The sequence below is a fragment of the Inhella crocodyli genome (genome assembly GCF_004004565.1).
Classification (GTDB): domain Bacteria; phylum Pseudomonadota; class Gammaproteobacteria; order Burkholderiales; family Burkholderiaceae_C; genus Inhella; species Inhella crocodyli.
On record NZ_SACM01000004.1, the window covers coordinates 301,974 to 323,167 of the forward strand.

The following is a 21,194-nucleotide window of genomic DNA, read 5'->3' on the forward strand; positions in this document are numbered from 1 at the left end:
AGCCGGCCTCAACGCCAGCGCAGCACCTCGACCTCGTCCACCGTCGACGCCTGGTGCCCCCAGCTGCGGCGCAGGTGCGTCAGCAGCGCGGCCAGCTCGGTGTCGGTGAAGCGGTGCGGCGGCATGCCGTAGGGCCGCGGGTGCGCGGCGGTGCTGGGCGCGAAGCCGCCCTCCTGGATCACCCGCGCCAGGTTGCGCGCCGTGGGCTGCAGCAGGCTGGGGTTGCCCGCCAGGGGCGGGTAGGCCATTCGGCCGCTGCCGTCCACCGCGCCTTCGCCCTGGGCCCCGTGGCAGTCGGCGCAGTGCTTCTCGTACAGCTTGGCGCCCAGGGCCAGCAGGCGCGCACTGCCTTCGCCCGCCGGGGCGTCGCGCAGGGGCTCGGCCGGCAGTTGCGCCAGGTAGCTGGCCACCGCCTGCAGGTCCTCGGCGCGCCAGTGCTGGGTGCTGCGCTGCACCACCTCGGCCATGGGCCCGGCGGCCGTGCCCCAGCGGTGCTGGCCGTCGCGCAGCAGCGCCACGGTGTCGGCCGCCGTCACGCCCAGGCCTTGGACGGGGTGCAGCGAAGGCGCGTGCCAGCCCTGGCCCGGCATGTCGCCGCCGCCCAGGCCCGCGCGCTGCGCCCCCAGCGCGTTGCGGGGCGCGTGGCAGGCGGCGCAGTGCCCCAGGCCGTTCACCAGGTAGGCCCCGCGTGCCTCCGGCGCGTCCGAGGCCGGCGGTGGCGTGCCGGGGCGGAAATGCAGCGTCTGCCACACCGCCAGGGCCAACGCCGTGTTGTAGGGGAAGCGCAGCGCCTGCGGGGCGTTGGGCTGGGCCACGGGCGGCAGGCTTTGCAGGTAGGCGAACAGCGCGTCGCTGTCCTCGCGCCGCACGTGGGTGAAGTTCTCGTACGGGAAGACCGGCAGCAAGCGCCGCCCATCGCGGCCGCGGCCGTGGTGCAGCGCGCGCCAAAAGTCGTCGGCCGTCCAGGCGCCCAGGCCGTGGTCGCGGTCGGGCGTGAGGTTGCCCGCCACGGCACTCCCAAACGGCGTGGCCAAGGGCAGGCCGCCCGCGTAGGGCGCGCCACCGGGCGCCGTGTGGCAACCGGCGCAGTTCCCCACGGTGGCCAGGTAGGCCCCGCGTTGCACGCGCTCGGCCAAGGGCACGGGGCTCGGCGCGCCGGGGGGCTCGCGGCGGCTGGGGTCGTCGGTCAGCAGCACGCCCAGACCGATGAGCACCGCCACCGCGGTGGACACCGCCAGCCGCCGCCGCAGCGAAGGCTTGGCGCTCATTTCGGCACGCTCCCGCATTCCATCGCCCAGGCCTTGGGCGCCACCGTCGTGGCCTTGGCCGGTTGGGGCACCGGCTGCGCCTGCAGCCACAGCGCCAAGCGGCCCACGTCCTCCGGCGCCAAGCGCTTGGCCACCGTGGCCATGCAGTCGGGCGCGCGGGCCCGGCGCACGTCGTGGCGCCAAGCGCCCAGCTGCCCGATCAGGTAGTCGCTGGGCAGGCCCAGCAGGCCGGGCACGGCCGGGGCGATGCCCGTCAGCGCGTCGCCGTGGCAGCTCGCACACGCTGGCACTTGGCGCGCGGGGTCGCCGCGGCGCACCAGCGCCTCGGCGCGCGCCGCATCGGCCGCGCTCTGCCGGCTGGGCACGGGCGGCGGGTAGGGGAGGTCCAGGGCCGCGAAGTGCTCGGCGATCTCGCGCAAGTAGGCGTCGCTCAGGGGCGCAATCAGGCGGGCCATGCCCTCGTGCGGCCGCCGCCCGTCGCGCAGGTTCAGCAGCTGCTCGAACAGGTAGCCGGCCGGCTTGCCCGCAATGCGCGGCAGGTAGCCCTCGGGCGAGGCCCGCCCTTGCTCGCCATGGCAGGCGGTGCAAGCGAGCGTGCGTTGGGCCAGGGTGTCGGGGACGCGGAGGGGTTCGGCCTGGGCGGCGGCACCGAAGGTGCCAAGGAGGACGAGCAGCAAGATAAGCCGGGGCATGTCGCGACTCTGCCACGCCCCATGCCGGACTTCACAATCGCGCCCCTTTCCCATCGCCTCGCCCAGAGCGCCCATCCCCCTCGATGAAACCCCTGCTCGCCCTCCTGCTTGCCCTTTGCGCCACCGCCTTGGCCTGGGCCGGCGAGCCCCGGCTCGTCAAGAGCTACCAACTCCCCCGCCCGGTCGAGCCCGGCCACGGCCCCATCCGGGAGCAGGTGCTCGATGGCGACACCCTGGTCACCCTCTACGAAATCGCCTCGGACCGGCTCTCCCCCGGGTACACCAGCCTGCTGGTGGTGCACGAGCGCGAAGGGGATGGCTGGGTGGAGCGCGGACGCTTCGATGGGTACTCACCCTGCCGCAGCTGCCACATCGGGCGCCTCGGGCAGGGCATGGTGCTCTCGGGCGACCACCTGCTGGTGGGCTCCGACGAGGGCCGCTGGGTCAGCGGGGCCGTGTACGCCTTCCACCGCACGCCCCAAGGTTGGAAGGCCAGCGCCCGTTGGGCGCCTTCGTCGCAGCTCCATGCCTCGTACGGCAGTGCCATCGCCGTGCATGGCGACTGGGCGATGGTGGGCGCGCCCAACATCGACGTCGGGTGGTTCCCGTTCCGCCAACCGGCGCGCGGGGTCGTCTACGTGTACCGCTTCGTGAACGGCGAGTGGCAGTCCGAGGGCGAGCTGGCGCCCGAAGGCGAGCCGGTGAGCGACTTCGGCCGCGCCATCGCCTTGAACGCCGACACGGCCGTGATCGGCGTGTCGCGCGGCGCACCGCGCGTGTTCCGCCTGAACCGGGGTCGGTGGCGCCAAGAGGCGGTGCTGGAGAAAGCGACGCGGCTCGCCATTGGCAGCGCGTCCGTGGACGTCGGTGCAAGGGCTGCAGTCGCCGTCACGCAAGACACCGCCCATGTGTTCCACCGACCGGCCGGGACCTGGGAGGCTGCGGTGGAAGTGCCCCGTCCGCATCCTTACGTTTACGGCACCGCTCAGCTGGCCGGCGACTGGGTGCTGGTGTTCTTCTTGGCGCCCACGCCGCCCGGGGCGCACCGTGGCCCCGGGCAGTGGCTGGTGGCGCGCTGGCGGCCGCTGGGCAGCACCGAGCGCTGGGTGCTGACGGCACCCGCAGGGTTTGAGTTCCAAGGGGACCGTGCAAAGCCCGGCCGCGAGGGTCGGTGGGTGCTGCAGGGCGACAACGGCTGGGTGCACGAGTACCAGCTGGACTGAGCCAGCACACGCCTCACTCCGCCAGCTTCGGCGGCTGCAAGAACAGCAACCACTGATCGGGCGCTTCGGGCAGTTGCCCCTTGGCCAGCCGGTTGGCCCAGTGCCGCGCCGCCACGGGCGCGGCCACGCTGGTGCCGCCCATGCGCACCCAGCTGCCGGAGGTGACGCCGCTGGCCACCAGGCCGGGGGCGAAGGCGCCTTCGTCGGCGGTGGCGCGGGCGTCGATGCGGTGGCGTTGGCGCGCCGGCCCGCGGGGCTTGGGCTGCGAGGTGTACAGGGTGTCGCGGCCGTCGCTGACGCGGGCGGCGCCGACGACCATGGGCAGGGCCCCCGTGGCCAGCCCGTTCATCGAGCCGGCAGCGCCCAGCTCCAGGCCTACGGCCCCGGCCAGCACCGACTGCACGGGCTCGGGCTCGGTCCAGCGCGGCAGGTCGCCCTGCACGCGGGCGTCGACGTCCAGCGGCTCGGGGCCGGCGTTGCGCAGGCCCAGCACCCAGCCGCCCGCGGGCAGGCAGCCGCGCGGACCGGCCACGGGCGCCAGCGACAGCTGCGCACGCAGCGTGCGGTCGCCGTCCAGGCCTTGGCTGTGCAGGCGCGCGGCCAGGGCCTCGCCCGCGAGCAAATCGCACTGCCGGTTCATGGCCACCTCCTCGCTGGGCAGGGGCGCGATCACGCGCAGGCGCAGGTCGGGGGCGGTCTTGCCCAGGGCGTGCGCCCACAGCTCCAAGAAGCTGTCGGTGGGATCGCCCGGCTGCAGGCGCCAGGTCAGGGTGGCCTCGGCCCCCGGGGCCAGGCGGCCCCCGGCGTTGGTGCCCTTGCCGGGGTCGATCAGGCGGTCGCCGCCGTTGTTGCCCGCGGCCAGCGCCACCAGCAGGCGAGGGCGGCGCTGCATCAGGTCGTCGATGGCGCGCTCGAGCGCCGAGCTGCCGTCGTGCGGGCCGGCCAGCAGGCCGAGGCTGATGTTGACCACGATGGGCGCCTCGGGGGCGTGCGCGTCCGCCAGGGCCAGCACGTAGTGCAGGCCGTCGAGCACCTGGGCCACGGTGGCCGTGCCCGTGCTTTGGCCCATGCGCGAGGGCGGCACCGAGACGAGCACCAAGGGCGCGCCGGCGGCCGCGTCGTCGTCGCTCGGTTTGGCACTGGGCGCCAAGGGCGGGCGGCGCGACAGGCCGGCCAGGGTGTCGAGCACGTGGGTGGCGTGGTCGGGCTGGCCCAGGGCGTGGGCCAGCAGCAGCTCGCGCAGGCCGAGATCGCGGTACACGCCCAGCTCGCCCTGCGGGTCGTGGCGGGCGCGCTCGCGCAGCGCGTCGATGGTGGGGCCGTCCAGCTCGCGGCCGTAGCCGGCGCTGGGCCGCAGCCAAGCGTCTTGCGTGGGGCGCTCGGCCTGGTCCCAAAAGCCGAGCAAGCGGGTCTCTTTCGGGCGCGCCCGGTGGGCAAAGGCGTCGTTGAGCACGGCGCCGCCGCGGTCGATCGCGGCCACCACCACCGCGGGGGCCTTCCGTGCGCGAGCGGGCAAGCGCAGGGGCGCGTCGGGCGGGCTCTGGAATGCCTGCGGCTGCGACATCTCGCTGCCGGGCAAGTCCCGCGCGGCAGCGGCCACGTGCTCGGCCCGCACCCACAGCACGCCCCAGCCGGTGTCGGGCGGGTTCCAGGGGCTGGCGAAGGCGTGGCCTTCGGCGCGGTGGCGGTCCAGCACGGCGTCCCAGGCCGCCCCGCGCGGCGCCAGCAAGGGCACCCACAGCGGCAGGCGGCTGGGCGGCTGGCCCGCCCAGCCCGTGGCCAGGCTCCAGTCGAGGTAGGGGTCGCGCGCCTCGGCCGGGGCCGGGGGGCGCCAGCGCAGGTCCTGGCTCAAGCCCATTCCTTTTTGACCAGCTCCCACAGGACGCGGTGGTCGGGCAGTTCGGGCGCCGGCAGCTCGCCGTCCAGCGCGCATTCGGGGCTGAGGTGGGCCCCGCCCTCTTGCAGGGGCAGGCCGGCCTCCGGCACGCCCCACTCGCCCGCGCCAAAGCGCCGCACGGCCAGTGCCGGGCGCTCGCCCACGCCGGCCAACAGGTAGTCGGCCACGGCCTCGCCCAGCAGGCGCCCGGCCAGGCTGTCCACCGGGAAGTGCACGCCGGCCACCACGCGGTTCTCGGCGATGCGCAGGGCCATGCGCCGCAGCATGGCGAGGCGCGACGGCGGCCCTTCGGCCATGAGGTGCGAGAGCACGGCCGCGACGACCGCCGATTCGCCCGCATGCCCGCTGGGCAGGCTGCGGTGGGCGGGGGGGTCGATCATCGGCAGCAAGTGCGGCGCCACCTCGTGCGGGCGGGCGCAGCCGAGTTGGTGCTTCACGCGCATCTGCAGCGCCATCTGCAGGGCCAACGCGGCGTCCAAAAACTCCAGGGTGCGTGGCATGCGCTGCACCGGCAATTGCGCGGCGCTGAGCAAGAAGGCCAGGGCCGATCCCGACTGCGCGTGCACCTCCAGCACGCGGGTTTCGCGCAGCGGCACCAACTCGTCGACGCGGGCCACCTGCCCTGCGAAGTACGCGGCCGGGGGGCGGCGGAAGCTGACGAAGTCCTTCCAGGCGCCGGCTCCTCGGCCGGTGGTCCACAAGGCCACGGTGCTGGTCTCGGCCTTGGCGTCGGGCGTCACGCGCAGGCCGCTCAGGGACTCGGCCAGCAGCATCGGCGCGCGGTGCGCCTCGCCCGTGGTGCTCCAGGGCGTGGCGCCCACGTCCGCACGCGGCGCCTGGCCATCGGTGGGCAGGTTGAGCGTGAGCGCGCCGCGCGCGGCGACGAGGCAGGCGCTGAACTCGGGGTCGCCGCCGGCGGTCAGGGGCGGCAGATCGCCCGTGCGACCGATGCCCGCCGTCCGGCCGATGCCCGCGGTGCGCCCAATGCCGGCCGTTCGGCCGATGCCGCTTTGGGGGTCGATGCCATTCAAGAGGTTCATGCCATGCCTTTCCAGGGGTGAGGGGGTCGGCGCGCGCTCAGCCGTTGGGCAGGCCCGCCAGGGCCAGCGCGCGCGCAAAGGTTTCGGCGTGCTCCGTCTCGCGGCCCCAATAGGCGCTGCGGAACTCGCTCACCGTGTAGCCGGGCCAGCGTTGCAGCAAACGGCCCAAGGCCTCGTCGGCCAGCGCGAGTTGGCCCAGCCGGGCATGCGCCAGGACCAGGTACACCAAGGTGGGCCCGTGCTGCGCGTTGAGTCGCGCCGAGTGCTGCGCGTGGACCAAGCCGGCCTCCACCTGGTTGTTGGCCAAGAGCGCGTGCGCGCACACCGAATCCATGAAGTAGCGCCAAGGGTCCAAGGGGGACAGCGCCAGGGCCAACTTGGCGGCTTCGCAGGCTTCTTGCGTCCGGCCCTGGTAGGTCTGGTGCAGCGCGTGAAACAGCCACGCCAAGCCGTTGTTCGGGTTGGCGGCCAGCGCCGCTTGGTGGTGGGCCCCGCTGTCGCTGGCGGGACGGCCCAGCATGGCCTGTGCATGGCCCGCCAAAGCGTGCGCCAGCGAATGCTGGGGGTCGCGCTCCAGCGCTTGCTCGGCCAAGGCCAAGGCCTGCGGCGCCACCACCTGGGTGCTCGCGCCCTGGGCCACCTCCAGCAAGTGCCACTGCGCCAACCACGCCAGGGGCTCCGGGTGCTGGGGCAGCTGCGCGTGCAGGTGGTCCAGCATGGCGCGGCTCTGCGCGAAGGCGGCCGGGGCCAGCTTGTGCATCAGCTGCGTGGCGGCGTTCAACAGTTGGAAGTGCTCCAAGCGCTCCCAGGGCAGGCGCTTGGTGGCCTGCAAGGTGCTGGCTTGCAGCACCGTGTGGACCTCGCTGCAGGCCTGCGACAGCGGGAAGGTGTCGCCGTACAGCAGGTCCACCAGCTCGAACTCGGCCCGGCCTTGCCACAGCGGAGCGGGCTGGCGCCGGGCGTGCAGCGACAACTGCAGGAAGACCCGGTCGTTCAGGCCCAGGCTGCCCCGGCACTGCAGCACGTGGTGGGCCTGCAGGTGCGCGAAGGCGTCGTCCAGGGCCTGGCGCGAGTGGCGCAGGCCTTGGCTGGAGCGGTGCGACACCACGCGCAGCTGCGAGGACCGCGACAGGGCGACGATCAGCGCGTCGGCCACCATCTCGGCCACCGCCTGCCCGCGATCGCCGGCGCCGCTGAGCTCCGGCGTCAGCACCGCCAGCATCGGGCCGAGGTCGGGCACCGGGGGCGGGTGCAGACCCGTGTCGGGGTCCAGCGCGAACAAGCGCAAGGGGTCTTCGGGGGCCTCGCTCGCCCGGCCCCGGTCTTGCAGCGGCAGGGCCCAGGGCTGCGTCAGCCGGTCGACGGCCTCGGCGCTGAGGCACACCCCACCGTAGGGCGCCGCCGCGGCCACGCGCTGCGCGATGACCAACTCGTCCGCGTTGGGCGCCCGCGCATCGGCCAGCGCGTGCACGCCGAAGCGAAAGCGCAGCGCCCGCTCGGTGTCGGCAGGCAAGCGCTGGCGCAGGCCACGGGCCGCGTCCACCAGGGGCTGGGTCTCGTGGGCGGTGAGCGCAAAGCCCTCGCCGGGCAGGGGCAGCAGTTGCTCGCGCGGGGGTTGGGCCAAGGCCGCTTGCAAGGCCTCGGCCGCCTGGCGCATGCCCAACTCAGCATGCAAGGGCGTGAGCGTGTGGCGGGCATCGAGCCGGGCCACCAACACCGCGGCGCCGGGGCCCTCGGCGGCGACGTGCCCCCACTCACGGTCCTCTTCGGCCATGCGGCTCCTTGTTGGCTGGAACGACTGACGGTCCAAGCCATTGTGGGCACAAGTTTCGAAGCGTGACAAGGATCGCCAACCCAGGGCAAACGCAGGTCGCAAAAAGGCCTTTGTCCCACCGGGAAGCGCTTGCGAACGGCACGGGACTGGCGCACGATGGACCCATCAGAACCCTCTCAAGGAGCGCCCCATGCCCCTGCCCTTCGTCGAAGCCTGGAAGGCCCTGGCCTTGCGCGTGGCCGAGCGTTTGGCAAGGCCGGTCGGTCCCGAGGGCCCAGCCGTGCAACGTGCCAAACGGCCCCCCAAGGGTTCCTCACCCGCGGCCCCCAACGTCTCGCACCCCCCGGCACAGCACCGCAGCGGGCGCCGTCACGGCTGAGCCGCCGGTCAGGGGCGAGACCAGCCTTCGCGCGCGCCCCAAGCCAGCGTGCGCCAGTTCGGCCGGCGCGTGCCGGGGTAGGGTGCCAGCGCGGCCACGTCGGGGTGAAACAGCTCCAGGATGCGCAGCTGCGCGCCTTGGCGCTTGAACACCGAGTGCCGGCTCCACAGCATGGCGCGCGGCGCCGCCTGCCCGGTGGCCCGTGCCCACTGCCGCGCCATGTGGCGCCGCGTGGGCCCGTGGGCGGCGATGCGCTGCGGCTGCAAGGTGCTGCGGCGCACGCGGCGGTCGCGGTAGAGCAGGTCGGCCAAGGGCCGCCGGCCCAAGCCCTTGAGCGCCTTCCAGGGCCCGGCCAGCGCGCTCTTGTGCAAGCTCGAGCGGGCCCACACCAGGGCCTGGCCGTCCACCGACAGCACGACCTCGCGCACCAAGGTGCAGCCGCGCCGTGGCGTGCCCAGCGCGCGGCGCTCGGGCGCGCGCAACTTCGCCGTGGCTTGGCGCAGCACCTGCACCTCGAAGCGACCGTGCCGCGCCAGGCGGGCACTGAGCGAGCCCGGCGCGCGCAGCCAAGCGCGCAGGGACGCGCGGGCGCTGACCGTCACGGGGCCGGCCGCCCCAGCTCCTCGGCCCGCGCCGCCGCCGCCTTCACGGCGCGCGCGAAGGCCGCCCCCACGGCATCGGCGCGCAGGCTTTCCAGCGCCGCATGGGTGGTGCCGCCCTTGCTGGTCACGCGTTCGCGCAGGGTGGCCAAGGGCTCGGGAGATTGCAAAGCCAGGGCCGCCGCGCCCCCGCAGGTGGCCAGGGCCAGCTCGCGGGCCTGCGCCTCGGGCAGGCCGAGCTCCACGCCCGCCTGCACCATGGCCTCGCAGACGTAGAAGAAGTAGGCCGGCCCGCTGCCGCTGAGGGCGGTCACCGCGTCCAACTGCGCCTCGTGCGACAGCCACAGGCTGCGGCCGGTGGGCGCCAACACCGTCTCCACCTCCGCGCGGTCCAAGGCCGTCACCGCCTCGCGCGCGAACAGGCCGGCGATGCCTTGGCCGATCAGCGCCGGCGTGTTGGGCATGGCGCGCACCACGCGCTCGGTGCCCGCGGCCTGGGCCAGGGTGTCGCTGCGCACGCCGGCCATCACGCTCAGCTGCAGGGCCTGCGACAGCCAGGGCCGGGCCGCCTGGGCCGCCTCGGCAAAGCTCTGCGGCTTGACGGCCCAAACCACCAGCTCGGCCTGCGCCAGGGCGGGCGTGGGGGCGGGCAGGGCGTCGAGGCCGAAGTCGGCGCGCAGCTTGTCGCGCTGCGGGCCGTGGGGCTCGATCACGAGGAAGGCCGCGGCCGGGCGACCGGCCTTCAACAGGCCGCCCACGATGGCGCTGGCCATGTTGCCGCCGCCGATGAATGCAAGGGTGGGGTGCATGGCCCGGATTCTCCGCCGCCCCGCCCGGGCGAGTGCCCCGCTCCTAAGATTCGCGCCCCTCCGATCGCCCGGTCTGGCCTGTCCTTGTCGCGTCGCCCGCTCAACCCCAACGTCCTGCTCGTGCTGGGCTTCGCCGGCCTGATCGGGCTCGGCACGGCCTTGCTGAGCCTGCCCTGGGCCACGGCCGACGGCCGCGGCGCGCCTTGGCTCGTGGCCCTGTTCACCGCCACCTCGGCCGTGTGCGTCACCGGCCTGGCGGTGGTCGACACCGGCAGCTACTGGTCGCACGCCGGGCAGTGGACGGTGATGGGCCTGATCCAACTTGGCGGCTTCGGCCTCATGACCGCGGCCACGCTCTTGGGCCTGGCCGTGAACCGCCAGATGCGCCTGGGCTCGCGCCTGCTGCTGCAGGCCGAGAACCGCTCGCTGTGCGTGGGCGATGTGCGCGGGGTGGCCCTGGTGGTGCTGACCGTGACGCTCAGCGTCGAGGCCCTGACGGCGCTCGTGCTGGCCCTGCGCTTCGCGCTGGGCCACGGCATGCCCTGGGGCGAGGCCGCCTGGCAAGGCCTGTTCCACGCCGTCTCGGCCTTCAACAACGCCGGCTTTTCGACCTGGAGCGACGGGCTGATGCGCTTCGTGGGCGACGCCTGGGTGCTGCTGCCCATCATGACGGCCCTGGTCGTCGGCGGCCTGGGCTTCCCGGTGATGCACGAGTGGTGGTCGCGCTGGCGCCAACCCCGCCGCGGCGCGCGGGCCAGCATCCACAGCGTGCTCACGCTCTGGGGCACGCTGCTGCTGCTGCTCGGTGGCGCCGCCGTTCTGCTGGGGTCCGAGTGGCACCACACCCTGGCCGACCAGCCCTTGGGCACCAAGCTCTTGGCCGCCCTGTTCACCTCGGCCTCGGCGCGCACCGCCGGCTTCAACGCCGTGGACATCGGCGCGCTCAGCACCGAGTCCCTGGTGCTGCACTACGCGCTGATGTTCGTCGGCGGCGGCAGCGCCGGCACGGCCGGGGGCGTCAAGATCACCACCGTCTTCGTGCTGCTGCTCATCGTGTGGAGCGAGATCCGCGGCCTGCAAGACGTCGAGTTCCGCCGCCGCCGCATCGACGCCGGTTCGCAGCGCCAGGCCCTGACGGTGCTGGTGCTCAGCGCGGCCGTGGTGGTGCTGGCCACGTTGGTGCTGGTGCCCATGACGCCCTTCCCGCTGGAGAAGGTGCTGTTCGAGGTCATCTCCGCCTTCGCCACCGTGGGCCTGTCCACCGGCATCACGCCTCAATTGCCGCCGGCCGGGCAGGGCGTGCTCATCGTGCTCATGTTCCTGGGCCGCGTCGGCATCGTCACCCTGGCCGTGGCCCTGGCCCGCCAGCACGGCCAGCGGCCCTTCCGTTACCCCGAGGAGAAGCCCCTTGTTGGATAAGACCCTGCTCCGGCCCAGCGACAGCGTGCTCGTCATCGGCCTCGGGCGCTTCGGCACCGCCGTCGCGCAAACCTTGGTGGACTCGGGCCACGAGGTGCTGGCCATCGACGCCGACGACGCCAACGTGCAGGCCCTGTCGGCCACGCTGCCGCACGTCGTGCAGGCCGACGCCACGCAGATCGAGCCGCTCAAGCAACTGGCCGCCAACGAGTTCGCCCACGCGGTGGTCAGCATCGGCACCGACCTGGAAGCCAGCGTGCTCACGGTGATGAACCTCACCCAGCTCGGCATCAAGGACATCTGGGTCAAGGCCACCACGCCGCAGCACGGCCGCATCGCCGAGCGCATCGGTGCCCACCACGTCATCTACCCCGAGGCCGACATGGGCGCGCGCGTGGCCCACCTGGTCACCGGCAAGATGCTCGACTTCATCGAGTTCGAGGACGGCTTCGGCATCGCAAAAACCCGCGCGCCCGCCGAAACCCACAACAAGGCCCTGTCGGAATCCAACGTGCGCCAGCGCCACGGGGTCACCGTCGTCGGCATCAAGCGCCGGCACGAGGACTTCATCTACGCCAAGGCCGACACCGTGGTCAAACCCGGCGACCTGCTCATCGTTTCCGGCCCCACCGACAAGGTCGAGCGCTTCTCCGCGCGCGTCTGAGGCCTCAGCCCAGCCGCGCCACCGCCGCGCGCAAGCGCTGCGCGAATTGCGCCTGCAGCGCGGGCGGGGCCAGCACCGTCACCTGGCCCGCGTGGCGCAACAGGTCCATCGTCAGCTCGGTGGCGTCCACGTAGGGCAGGCGCAGGCGCAGGGCCCCGTCGGGCTCGCGCACGGCCTCTTGCTTCGGGTGCCACTCCTCCTGCGCCACCCAGGCCGCGGCCTCGGGCTCGAAGCGCAGCTCCGCCCACTGCTCGGTGCCGCCGGCAAAGATGCCGTAACCGCGGTCCAGCTCGGCCTCCAGCGTTTTCAGCGGCAGGCGGTGGGCCTTGGCGTCTGCCTGCGCCTGCGCGCCCTCGATCGCGTCCAGCGCAAAGCGGCGCAAGCCTTCGCTGCGGTGGCACCAGGCGTCCAGGTACCAGGCGTGGCGGTAGTGCACCAGGCGCTGCGGGCTCAGGTCCCGTTCCTCCAACTGCCCCGTGGCGCGCTTGCGGTAGCGCACGGCCAGGCGCTGGTTCAGCAGCACGGCGCTGCACACGGTCTCGAAGTGCGCCGTGCTGGCGCGTCGCCGTGCCGTGCTGATCAGCTTGACGCGGCGTTGCAGCTGCTTGGCCTCCTTCTCGTCCAGGCCGAGCATGGCCTGCAGGCGCTCGGCCATGGGCTGCAAGTGACGGGCCAGCAGCTGGCCCTCGTCCAAGCCCGCCAGCATCTGGTGCAGGGTCAGCAGCGCGTGCAACTCGTGCTCGCTGAGCCACATCCCCGGCAGCTCGTGCTTGGTGTCGCGCCAGCCCTCTTGCGCAAAGCGGTAGCCGCGGCTGAAGGCGTCGTACTCGATCGGTGCGCCCAGGCGCTCGCGCAGGTAGGCCAGGTCGCGCTTGAGCGTCGCGGGCGAGACCTCCAATTCCTGTAACAGCGTGTCAAAGCGCACGGAGCCCCGCGAACGAATCAACATTTCGATCTTGTAAAAGCGCTCGGTGCGGTCCATTGTTCATAGGGAGATTACTGACGATTTATTCAGTATCGCAGGTGGCTCACGCCATGAGCTACTTGGCTTGGAAACTGGCCTCCATCAACCCAGGAGAGATGCCATGACTGCCAGCGCCCTGCACCGCATTCCCAGCCCCAACCCCCAGTTGGAACTGAGCTTGGTCGCCCCCGAACCCTTGGCCCCCGAGGCCTTGGCGCACGGCGGCAGCGACGCCGAAGGCTGGCAGCTGGGTCACGACCACGCCAAGCACGGCCTGCCCCTGCCGGCCGCGCACTTGCACGAGGGCTCGCCCCTGTTCGCCGGCTGGCAGGCCGCCCTGGCCAAGGCGGCCAACACCCGCCACCGCGACCCGGCCCCCGGCGTTCGCCCCTGGCTCGCGCTGCGCCTGCAGGCCTGGCAAGAGGGCGTGGCCTTCGAGAGCACCCTGCTCACGCCGCACTACCTGCGCCAGCTCGACACCTCGCACTGCCCGGTCACCCGCGCCCCGCTGCACGACGAAACCGGCCACGCCCAGCAGCGCACCTGGGTGCGCCTGCGCCAAGACGCCCGCTACGCCGCCGGCCACCTGGCCTGCCTGAGCCGCCGCGCCGCCCAGGCCCTGGCCGGCCGCAATGCCGCACAGCTGCGCGCCATCGCCGAGCGCGTGGCCGCCACCGGCGCCGCCGAACAAGGCCTGCACGCCGCCGAATGGGCCCGCCTGGCCGCCCTCGTGGCCCTGGTCACGCCCGGCGGCACGCCCGACGCCCTGCCCGTGCTGCCGCCCAATCGCCTGCGCCTGCTGAACCCGCTGCAGGCCCTGCAGGCCTGGATCGGCCGCCAGCTGGGCGAGAACGGCTGGGCCCAGCGCCTGCACGCCCTGCACGACGCCCTGCCCAACGTCAGCGCCCGCCAAGCGGCCACCGCCTTGACCGCGGCACTCGCCCCGCACGCCTTGGCCTTGCCGACCGAAACCTTGGCGCGGCAGCACGCGCTGGAAGACCTGTGGCTGGACGCCCGCGTCCAGCGCCGCTGGCTGCAGCTGGCGGGCTGGGTGTCGCCGCTCACCGCCGAGCGCCTGCTGACGCAACTGCCCCAGCCCCAGGGCTACTGGGTGGAGCAGCACGCCGCACAGGCCGCCACCGAGGCCTGGGCCGCCTGAAGCGCCCTCGGCCCTAGCGCGTCGACCGCACCCAGCGCACGGCCAGGCGCTGGCGTTTGAGCACCTTGCCGTCGGCCTGCCCGCCCGGTTGGTGCACCGCCCAGCCGTGCAAAAAGTTCATCTGCACCGCGTTGTCACTCGTCAGGCCGCGCTGCACGTTGCCGTAGTCGTAGGGGTTCACCGGTCGGCCGTCCACGTGCGCCGTGCCCGTCCACAGCCAGGTGCCCGGCACGTCGGGGAACACGGGCTCGCCCGCTTCGTTCATGGCCGGCGCCTGCACCACCGCGCGCTGCAACTCGGTCACCCGCGGCAGCCGCCAGGTCCCAGCGGGGGCCCTTTGGGAAGCCATCTTGAGCGCCTCCGCATGGGTCAACAGCCGGGGCACGCCCTCGCACGCCCGGCCGTTCCAGTGGGTTCCTTCCAGGCAGCGCGACCAGCTCAGCCCGGTTTGCGTGTCCAGCACCTCCAGGCCGTCGGCCGACACCTGCCAACTCGGGGGCGGCTTGGCCCCGGCCAGGCCCGTCCAACCCACGCACAACGCCAGCGCCCACCGCGTCCATCCCCGCATGCCCACCCCCCGCTTGACCGGGGGCCATGATGCACCGCCGCCGCGTCAGGGCAGACCGGGAATCAAGCGCTCCAAGGTGCCGTCTTGCGCCTGCAGGCTCACGTGGTAGCCCTGCTCGATGAAGTAGCGCGCCCAGGTCTCGGCGATCTGCCGGCTCGGCAGCCAAGGGGCTGACTTGTCCACGTTGATGCGCGGGCCCTGCCGTTCGTGGAAGACGATCTTCCACATGCCGTCCGCCTTCGTGCTGCCCAGCCTGCCGCCCATCTGACGCCGTCCGACCCGTTGTTTGCCTGTGTGGTGAGGGCCCGCAATGTACCCAAGCCCCCAGCCCTTCTCGGGGCCGAGGGGCATGAATCTTTCACAGCCCCGGCAAGCTCGTGTGCAGCAAGGCGCGGCGGGCGGCCGCCGCGTGCTTGGGCCATTGCGCCAAGGCCACGCCTTGCACGCGGTGCAAGAGGTCGACGCTCAGCGGCGCGCCCGCCAGGCTCGGCGCCAGCTGGTTCGCCGCGTCTTGCCCGATGCGCTGCCACAGCGCCGAGGTCACCAAGGCATCGGCCAAGGCCCGGTGCGCGCGGCCTTCGAACTTCAGGCCATGAAAACCCGCCAAGGTGCCCAACTTGCAGTTCGGTGCCTCGGGGTACAGGCGGCGCGACAACTTCACCGTGCAAGTGAATGGCGTGGCGCTGGCGTCCACGCCAATGCGCGCCAGCTCCGCCACCCAAAAGCCCCGGTCGAAGCTGGCGTTGTGCGCCACCATGGGACAGCCCTGCGTCAGCTCCGCGGCCTGGGCCATCACTTCCTCGGCCGGCGCTGCCTTGCGCAGCATGGCGTTGGTGATGCCCGTGAGCCTCTCGATGAACGGGGGCACCGGCACGTCCGAGCGCATCAGCTGCGCAAAGCGCGCCACCTCCACGCCGGCTTCCAGCAGCACGATGCCCACCTCCGTGGCCCGCGCGCCTTGCCCCGGCCCCATGCCCGTGGTCTCGAAGTCAACCACGGCCACGCGTTCATGGCGCTGCCACATGCCTTGCCCCCGGCCTCAGGCCTTGGCCACCGGGTACTTCTGCGCGTTCTTGGCGAACTTCGCCTCGGTCGCCGCTTCCAAATCGATGCCCGTGGCCCGCGCCATCTGCAGCAGGTACAGCAGCACGTCGGCCAACTCGTCGGCCACCTTTTCGCGCTGCACCGGCTCCGTCCGCCCAAAGGCCGCGGCTTCTTCCGGCGACGCCCATTGGTAGAGCTCCACCAGCTCGGCGGCCTCCACGGACAGCGCCATCGCGATGTTTTTCGGGTTCAAGTAAGGCTGCCAGCCGCGTTCCGCGGCGAAGGCGTCCAAGCGGTCTTGCCATGCGTTCAGGTCCATGCGCGCAGTTTCGCCGCCCGGCCAGCGCCGGGCCGCCACGACCCACCACGGTTATTCATTCAAGTCTTAAGAATTCAAAGTGGTAGCAGTAGTAGGGGGCGACCGATCCTGTGGACAAGTCCAAAACCCCAATGCTGGCAGCCACTTAGCCGGCGGTTCGGGCTGTGGGCAGCGCCCTGTCGCTGCTGCACCGCCAAACTGAACAACTTTCGATTCGGGCCGACCCCTGTGGACAAGGGGACGGTTGTGCCGGAACCATCCACAGGCTTGTGCAGGCACCGGTCCTAACTGCTTGATGGGCCTAGGAAAACCACGCGCTCGACCGACCGGTCGGTCGAATGCACAATCCGTCCCCCGCCCGTGCCCAGGCCTTGCCCAGGCTGTCCACAGGTTTGTCCCCAAACGCCTCTTTTTTCAGCAGAGAGAGCCGCCCATGACCGAGCCCCTTGTCCTCGTCGAGCGCAGCGCCGACAGCGCCGTGGCGGTGATCCGCCTGAACCGCCCGCAGCAGCTCAACGCCCTGACCGCCGACATGCTGGTGCAACTGCGCGAGGCCGTGGAGCAGGCCGGTGCCGACCCCGCCGTGCGCGCGCTCTTGCTCACCGGCCAGGGCCGGGCGTTTTGCGCCGGGCAAGACCTGAGCGACCCGCTCGTGGCGCCCACGCCCGATCAGCCCGACAAAGACATCGGCCACCTGATCAACCACTACTACATCCCCCTGGTGCAAAGCTTGCGCCACTGCGCCGTGCCCACGGTGTGCGCCGTCAACGGCGTGGCCGCGGGCGCCGGGGTCAGCATCGCCTTGGGCTGCGACCTCGTCATCGCCAGCGACGCCGCCAACTTCATCCTGGGCTTCAACAAGATCGGCCTCATCCCCGACGCCGGCGCCACCTGGCTGCTGCCGCGCCTGATGGGCCGCGCCAAGGCGCTTGAGCTCGCGCTGCTGGGCGACAAGCTCAGCGCCACCGACGCCGAACTGCTCGGCCTCATCGCCCGCACGGTGCAGGCCGACCAGGTGCTGCCGCAAGCCCTGGCCACCGCCGAACGCCTGGCCGCCCTGCCGACCCGTGCGCTGGTGCAAACGCGCAAGCTCATCGACGGCGCGATGGAAAGCAACCTCGACATCGCCCTGCGCGCCGAAAGCCGCATGCAAAGCCAACTCGGCTTCAGCTTCGACTACGCCGAGGGCGTCACCGCCTTTCAGCAAAAGCGCCCGCCGCAGTTCCGCGATCGTTGACCATGCGTGCTGATCAAAAAGCACGCGCCGTGGCCGACGCCATGTGGGCGCAAGACCGCGCCTCGCAGGCCATGGGCATGCGCTTGCTGGACGTGGGCGCCGGCACGGCCACGCTCGCCATGACGGTGCAGCCCGAACACTGCAACGGCTTCGGCATCCTGCACGGCGGCCTGCTGGCCGCCTTGGCCGACAGCGCCTTTGCCTTCGCCTGCAACAGCGCCAACGCGCTGACCGTGGCCTCGGGCTTCGACATCGACATCGTCCGCAGCGCCCTGGTGGGCGACGAACTCACGGCCCGCGCCGTGGCCGCGCACCAAGGCGGCCGCAGCGGGGTTTATGACGTCACCGTCACCCGCGGGACCGTTCCCAATGAAGAACTGATTGCCGTGTTCCGCGGCCGCGCCACGCGCTTGAAAGACCGCTTCGTGGTGCCTGAACTGGAGAACCACTGACATGTACACCCAAGCCCTCAGCCTGGAGCAGCAAGAGCTGCGCGCGGCGGCCAGCGCCGAAGAGGCGGCCAAGGAAGCCGCTTTTGAGGCCCGCATCGAAGCCGGCGACTTCATCGAAGCCAAAGACTGGATGCCCGCGCACTACCGCAAGACCTTGGTGCGCCAAATCAGCCAGCACGCCCACTCCGAAATCGTCGGCATGCTGCCCGAGGGCAACTGGATCACCCGCGCCCCCACGCTCAAGCGCAAGGCCATCTTGTTGGCCAAGGTGCAAGACGAGGGCGGCCACGGCCTGTACCTCTACGCCGCCGCCGAAACCCTGGGCACCAGCCGCGACGAGATGACCCGCGCGCTGCTCACCGGCAAGGCCAAGTACAGCTCCATCTTCAACTACCCCACCCTCACGTGGGCCGACGTCGGCGTCATCGGCTGGCTGGTGGATGGCGCGGCCATCATGAACCAGGTGCCCCTGTGCCGCTGCAGCTACGGGCCCTACGCGCGGGCCATGATCCGCGTCTGCCGCGAAGAGTCCTTCCACCAGCGCCAGGGCTACGAGAGCCTGCTGGTCATCATGCAAAACGGCACCGCCGCGCAGAAGGCCATGGTGCAAGACGCCGTGAACCGCTGGTGGTGGCCCAGCCTGATGATGTTCGGCCCGCCCGACGACCAAAGCCCCAACAGCGAGCAAAGCCTGCGCTGGGGCATCAAGCGCTTCACCAACGACGAGCTGCGCCAAAAGTTCGTCGACGCCACCGTCGACCAGGCCAAGGTCTTGGGCGTCACCCTGCCCGACCCCGACATCCGTTGGAACGAAGCCCGCGGCCACCACGACTTCGGCGCCATCAACTGGGACGAGTTCTGGCGCGTGGTGGGCGGCAACGGCCCCTGCAACCGCGAGCGCCTGGCCGCCCGCAACCGCGCCTGGGACGAGGGCGCCTGGGTGCGCGAAGCCGCCATGGCCCACGCCGCCAAACAACAAGCCCAACACAAGGAGGCCGCATGAGCACCCCCCAACAAGAATGGCCGCTGTGGGAAGTCTTCGTCCGCAGCAAAAGCGGTCTGGACCACAAGCACTGCGGCAGCGTGCACGCCCCTGACAGCACCCTGGCCCTGCAAATGGCCCGCGACGTCTACACCCGCCGCCAAGAGGGCGTGAGCATCTGGGTCGTCAAGAGCGACCAGATCGTGGCCAGCGACCCCGGCGAAAAGGGCCAGCTCTTCGACCCGGCCGACGACAAGGTGTACCGCCACCCGACCTTCTACAAACTGCCCGCGTCCGTGGACCACATGTGATGGATGCCAGTTTTTCGCCCCGCGACCGCTACCTGCTGCGCATCGCCGACACCGCCCTGATCCTGAGCCAGCGCAACAGCGAGTGGTGCGGCCACGCGCCCGTGCTGGAAGAAGACCTGGCCCAAAGCAACATGGCGCTGGACTGGTTGGGCCAGGCCCGCGCGCTGCTCACGCACGTGGGCGCCGCGCACGGACTGGACGAAGACCAGCTCGCCATGCACCGCCTGGAGCACCAGTTCTTCAACGCCGTGCTGGCCGAACTGCCCCATGCCCCCGACGGCCGCCAGCCCGGCGACTTCGCCTTCACCGTGGCGCGCAACACCGCGCTCAGCCTGTGGTTCACGCTGCTGTGGGAACGCCTGCTCGCCAGCAGCGACCCCGAGGTGGCCGCCATTGCCGCCAAGGCCCTGAAGGAAAGCCGCTACCACCTGCAGCACAGCGGCGACTGGCTCGTGCGCCTGGGCGACGGCACCGCCGAGAGCCACGCCCGCCTGCAAGCCGCCATCGATCGCCTGTGGCCGCTGCTGCCGGAACTGTTCGAAGACGACGAGGTCGATGCCGCGGCGGAAAGCCTGGGCCTGGGCCCGCGCTGGCGCGACCTGCAAGCCCCCTGGCGCGCGCAGATGGACGCCCTGCTGGCCCGCGCCACGTTGAAAGCGCCAGCCGACGTGCCCAACGCCCACGGCGGCCGCCGCGGCGTGCACAGCGAGCACCTGGGCCACCTGTTGAGCGAGCTGCAGTACCTGCAGCGCGCCTACCCCGGCGGCGTGTGGTGACCACCCCCACCGCCTCGGCCCGCGTCGAGCAAGCCTGGGACGTCCTGCACACCGTGCTGGACCCCGAGGTGCCGGCGCTGTCCCTGGTCGAACTGGGCATCGTGCGCGAGGTGAACGAGGCCGCCGACGGCACGCTCACCGTCGTCCTCACGCCCACCTACAGCGGCTGCCCCGCCACCGAGCTGATCGAGACCGAGGTCCGCAACGCCCTGGCGCCCGCCTTCGGCGCCGTGCGCATCGAGCAGCGCCGCACCCCCGCCTGGACCACCGACTGGATCGGCCCCGAGGCCCGCGAAAAGCTCCGCCAGTACGGCATCGCGCCGCCCAGTGGCCTGGCCGCGGTCGATCAACCTAATACGTCCACGATTCGCCTGCACGAGCGCATCCCTTGCCCGCGCTGCGGCTCGACCTCGAGCGAGCGCCTCAGCGCCTTCGGCGCCACCGCCTGCAAGGCCCTTTACCGCTGCACCGCCTGCCGCGAGCCCTTCGAGTACTTCAAGCCGATATGAGCCTGCACTTTCATGCCCTCACGGTCGCCGCCGTTGAGCGCGACACCGACGACGCCGTTGTCGTCCGCTTCGACGTGCCCGCCGCGCTGCGCGACACCTTCGCCTTCGAGGCCGGCCAGTACCTGACCCTGCGCGCCGTGGTGAAGGGCGACGACCTGCGCCGCAGCTACTCCATCTGCGCCGGGGCCGACGAGGGCGTGCTGCGCGTGGGCGTGCGCCGCGTCAAAGGCGGCGTGTTCTCCGGCTGGGTGCACGAGCACCTGAAGGCCGGCGACACGATCGAGGTCTTCCCGCCCCAAGGCCGCTTCGTGCTGCCGCCCGCCACCGGCGAAGGCCGCCACGTCGTCGGCATCGCCGGCGGCTCGGGCATCACGCCCATCCTGTCCATCGTCAAGACCGTGCTGGCGCGCGAGCCCCAAAGCCGCTTCACCTTGCTGTACGCCAACCGCCGCGTGGCCAGCACCATGTTCAAGGACGAGCTGGAAGACCTCAAGAACCAGCACATGGGCCGCTTCGTGCTGCACCCCGTGTTCAGCCAAGAGGCCGTGGACAGCCCCTTGCACAGCGGCCGCTTGGACGCCGGCAAGCTCGCGCTCTACGCCTCCACCGTGCTGCCCGTGAAGGGCATCGACCAGGCCTTCGTCTGCGGCCCGCACGAGTTCAACGACGGCGCCGAGTCCGCCCTGCGCGCCCTGGGCCTGAAGCCTGAGCGCCTGCACATCGAGCGCTTCGGCACGCCCGAGATGGCGCGCGGCGAGGCCCCGCCGCACCACACCGAAGTCGACGACGCCCCCGAGGCGCGCGTCACCATCGTGCGCGACGGCCTCACCCGCACCATCGAGGTGATGAGCAGCGAACACACCCTGCTCGATGCCGCCAACCACGCCGGCCTGGACCTGCCCTACTCCTGCAAGAGCGGCGTGTGCAGCACCTGCCGCTGCAAGGTGCTCGAAGGCCGCGTGCGCATGGACCGCAACTTCGCGCTCGAAAAGCACGAGATCGAGGCCGGCTTCGTGCTCAGCTGCCAGGCCCACGCGCTGACGCCGGAAGTGACCCTGAGCTTCGACGAGCGCTGAGGTAAGTCGCATGACTTCAAACAGTGCCCACCT

Annotated in this window: 24 protein-coding genes; 12 read left to right on the plus strand and 12 right to left on the minus strand. The window is 72.0% G+C overall.

Annotation, left to right across the window (positions count from 1 at the left end; translation table 11 throughout):
* Positions 1-8 precede the first annotated feature (8 nt).
* Together EOD73_RS17970 and EOD73_RS14570 are read right to left on the minus strand one after the other, a co-directional pair.
* Positions 9-1,268 carry a cytochrome c gene (locus tag EOD73_RS17970; protein ID WP_127683750.1) on the minus strand — a complete coding sequence of 420 codons (1,260 nt, stop codon included), beginning with the start codon at positions 1,266-1,268 and terminating at the stop codon, positions 9-11.
* A complete protein-coding gene (locus EOD73_RS14570) occupies positions 1,265-1,960 on the minus strand; it encodes a c-type cytochrome (protein ID WP_127683751.1) in 696 nt (231 codons plus the stop codon). The genes EOD73_RS17970 and EOD73_RS14570 overlap by 4 nt, the downstream gene beginning before the upstream one ends.
* 83 nt (positions 1,961-2,043) lie before the next feature.
* On the opposite strand from EOD73_RS14570, the gene EOD73_RS14575 reads away from it, so the two are divergent.
* Positions 2,044-3,183 (plus strand): hypothetical protein, encoded by a 1,140-nt coding sequence (locus EOD73_RS14575; RefSeq protein WP_127683752.1) that lies wholly within the window; start codon positions 2,044-2,046, stop codon positions 3,181-3,183.
* Between the two features lie 13 nt (positions 3,184-3,196).
* Here EOD73_RS14575 and EOD73_RS14580 read toward each other — a convergent pair whose 3' ends face one another.
* Genes EOD73_RS14580 through EOD73_RS14590 form a run of 3 tightly spaced genes read right to left on the minus strand, consistent with a single transcriptional unit; the run spans position 3,197 to position 7,894 of the window.
* Positions 3,197-5,035: a S8/S53 family peptidase gene (locus EOD73_RS14580; protein ID WP_127683753.1), complete on the minus strand. Its 1,839-nt coding sequence runs from the start codon at positions 5,033-5,035 to the stop codon at positions 3,197-3,199.
* Positions 5,032-6,120, minus strand: coding sequence for a phosphatase PAP2 family protein (locus EOD73_RS14585; RefSeq protein WP_127683754.1), 1,089 nt, complete (start codon positions 6,118-6,120; stop codon positions 5,032-5,034). The genes EOD73_RS14580 and EOD73_RS14585 overlap by 4 nt, the downstream gene beginning before the upstream one ends.
* Positions 6,121-6,157: 37 nt before the next feature.
* Positions 6,158-7,894 carry a tetratricopeptide repeat protein gene (locus tag EOD73_RS14590; protein ID WP_127683755.1) on the minus strand — a complete coding sequence of 579 codons (1,737 nt, stop codon included), beginning with the start codon at positions 7,892-7,894 and terminating at the stop codon, positions 6,158-6,160.
* Positions 7,895-8,084: 190 nt separating this feature from the next.
* Between EOD73_RS14590 and EOD73_RS14595 the strand changes: the two genes are divergently transcribed.
* Positions 8,085-8,273, plus strand: a complete 189-nt coding sequence (locus EOD73_RS14595; RefSeq protein ID WP_127683756.1) for a hypothetical protein — start codon at positions 8,085-8,087, stop codon at positions 8,271-8,273.
* Positions 8,274-8,281: 8 nt separating this feature from the next.
* Here EOD73_RS14595 and EOD73_RS14600 read toward each other — a convergent pair whose 3' ends face one another.
* On the minus strand, positions 8,282-8,875 hold the full coding sequence (locus tag EOD73_RS14600; protein WP_127683757.1) for a chorismate--pyruvate lyase family protein: 594 nt from the start codon (positions 8,873-8,875) through the stop codon (positions 8,282-8,284).
* Positions 8,872-9,681, minus strand: a complete 810-nt coding sequence (gene proC / locus EOD73_RS14605) for a pyrroline-5-carboxylate reductase (RefSeq protein ID WP_127683758.1) — start codon at positions 9,679-9,681, stop codon at positions 8,872-8,874. Before proC ends, EOD73_RS14600 begins: the two co-directional genes overlap by 4 nt.
* 84 nt (positions 9,682-9,765) lie before the next feature.
* Here proC and EOD73_RS14610 point away from each other — a divergent pair, with 84 nt between their 5' ends.
* Entirely contained in the window at positions 9,766-11,100 is a 1,335-nt protein-coding gene (locus EOD73_RS14610) for a TrkH family potassium uptake protein (protein ID WP_127683759.1), read from the plus strand.
* The gene (locus EOD73_RS14615) at positions 11,090-11,764 is read left to right on the plus strand and encodes a potassium channel family protein (protein WP_127683760.1); all 675 of its coding nucleotides are present in this window, start codon (positions 11,090-11,092) and stop codon (positions 11,762-11,764) included. The genes EOD73_RS14610 and EOD73_RS14615 overlap by 11 nt, the downstream gene beginning before the upstream one ends.
* A 4-nt stretch (positions 11,765-11,768) precedes the next feature.
* Here EOD73_RS14615 and EOD73_RS14620 read toward each other — a convergent pair whose 3' ends face one another.
* Positions 11,769-12,746: a helix-turn-helix transcriptional regulator gene (locus EOD73_RS14620; protein ID WP_127683761.1), complete on the minus strand. Its 978-nt coding sequence runs from the start codon at positions 12,744-12,746 to the stop codon at positions 11,769-11,771.
* A gap of 103 nt (positions 12,747-12,849) precedes the next feature.
* On the opposite strand from EOD73_RS14620, the gene EOD73_RS14625 reads away from it, so the two are divergent.
* Positions 12,850-13,887: a hypothetical protein gene (locus tag EOD73_RS14625; RefSeq protein WP_127683762.1), complete on the plus strand. Its 1,038-nt coding sequence runs from the start codon at positions 12,850-12,852 to the stop codon at positions 13,885-13,887.
* Positions 13,888-13,900: 13 nt separating this feature from the next.
* Here the strand turns inward: EOD73_RS14625 and EOD73_RS14630 are convergent, their stop codons facing one another.
* The 4 genes from EOD73_RS14630 to EOD73_RS14645 form a co-directional block, all read right to left on the minus strand.
* Entirely contained in the window at positions 13,901-14,419 is a 519-nt protein-coding gene (locus tag EOD73_RS14630; RefSeq protein ID WP_164846090.1) for an Lcl domain-containing protein, read from the minus strand.
* Positions 14,420-14,500: 81 nt separating this feature from the next.
* Complete coding sequence (locus EOD73_RS14635) at positions 14,501-14,683, minus strand: hypothetical protein (protein WP_127683764.1); 183 nt, start codon at positions 14,681-14,683, stop codon at positions 14,501-14,503.
* Positions 14,684-14,813: 130 nt separating this feature from the next.
* Entirely contained in the window at positions 14,814-15,479 is a 666-nt protein-coding gene (locus EOD73_RS14640; RefSeq protein ID WP_127683765.1) for a 3'-5' exonuclease, read from the minus strand.
* Positions 15,480-15,494: 15 nt separating this feature from the next.
* On the minus strand, positions 15,495-15,818 hold the full coding sequence (locus EOD73_RS14645; protein ID WP_127683766.1) for a nucleotide pyrophosphohydrolase: 324 nt from the start codon (positions 15,816-15,818) through the stop codon (positions 15,495-15,497).
* Between the two features lie 433 nt (positions 15,819-16,251).
* Between EOD73_RS14645 and EOD73_RS14650 the strand changes: the two genes are divergently transcribed.
* The 7 genes from EOD73_RS14650 to paaE are packed head-to-tail and all read left to right on the plus strand — an operon-like array spanning position 16,252 to position 21,161.
* Positions 16,252-17,055 (plus strand): enoyl-CoA hydratase-related protein, encoded by an 804-nt coding sequence (locus EOD73_RS14650; protein WP_127683767.1) that lies wholly within the window; start codon positions 16,252-16,254, stop codon positions 17,053-17,055.
* A gap of 2 nt (positions 17,056-17,057) precedes the next feature.
* Positions 17,058-17,507 carry a hydroxyphenylacetyl-CoA thioesterase PaaI gene (gene paaI / locus EOD73_RS14655; RefSeq protein WP_127683768.1) on the plus strand — a complete coding sequence of 150 codons (450 nt, stop codon included), beginning with the start codon at positions 17,058-17,060 and terminating at the stop codon, positions 17,505-17,507.
* Between the two features lies 1 nt (position 17,508).
* Positions 17,509-18,510 carry a 1,2-phenylacetyl-CoA epoxidase subunit PaaA gene (gene paaA / locus EOD73_RS14660; RefSeq protein ID WP_127683769.1) on the plus strand — a complete coding sequence of 334 codons (1,002 nt, stop codon included), beginning with the start codon at positions 17,509-17,511 and terminating at the stop codon, positions 18,508-18,510.
* Positions 18,507-18,800 (plus strand): 1,2-phenylacetyl-CoA epoxidase subunit PaaB, encoded by a 294-nt coding sequence (gene paaB, locus EOD73_RS14665; RefSeq protein ID WP_127683770.1) that lies wholly within the window; start codon positions 18,507-18,509, stop codon positions 18,798-18,800. Before paaA ends, paaB begins: the two co-directional genes overlap by 4 nt.
* Positions 18,800-19,576 (plus strand): 1,2-phenylacetyl-CoA epoxidase subunit PaaC, encoded by a 777-nt coding sequence (paaC, locus tag EOD73_RS14670; protein WP_127683771.1) that lies wholly within the window; start codon positions 18,800-18,802, stop codon positions 19,574-19,576. Before paaB ends, paaC begins: the two co-directional genes overlap by 1 nt.
* The gene (paaD, locus tag EOD73_RS14675; protein WP_127683772.1) at positions 19,573-20,085 is read left to right on the plus strand and encodes a 1,2-phenylacetyl-CoA epoxidase subunit PaaD; all 513 of its coding nucleotides are present in this window, start codon (positions 19,573-19,575) and stop codon (positions 20,083-20,085) included. Before paaC ends, paaD begins: the two co-directional genes overlap by 4 nt.
* Complete coding sequence (gene paaE, locus EOD73_RS14680; protein ID WP_127683773.1) at positions 20,082-21,161, plus strand: 1,2-phenylacetyl-CoA epoxidase subunit PaaE; 1,080 nt, start codon at positions 20,082-20,084, stop codon at positions 21,159-21,161. Before paaD ends, paaE begins: the two co-directional genes overlap by 4 nt.
* Positions 21,162-21,194 lie beyond the last annotated feature (33 nt).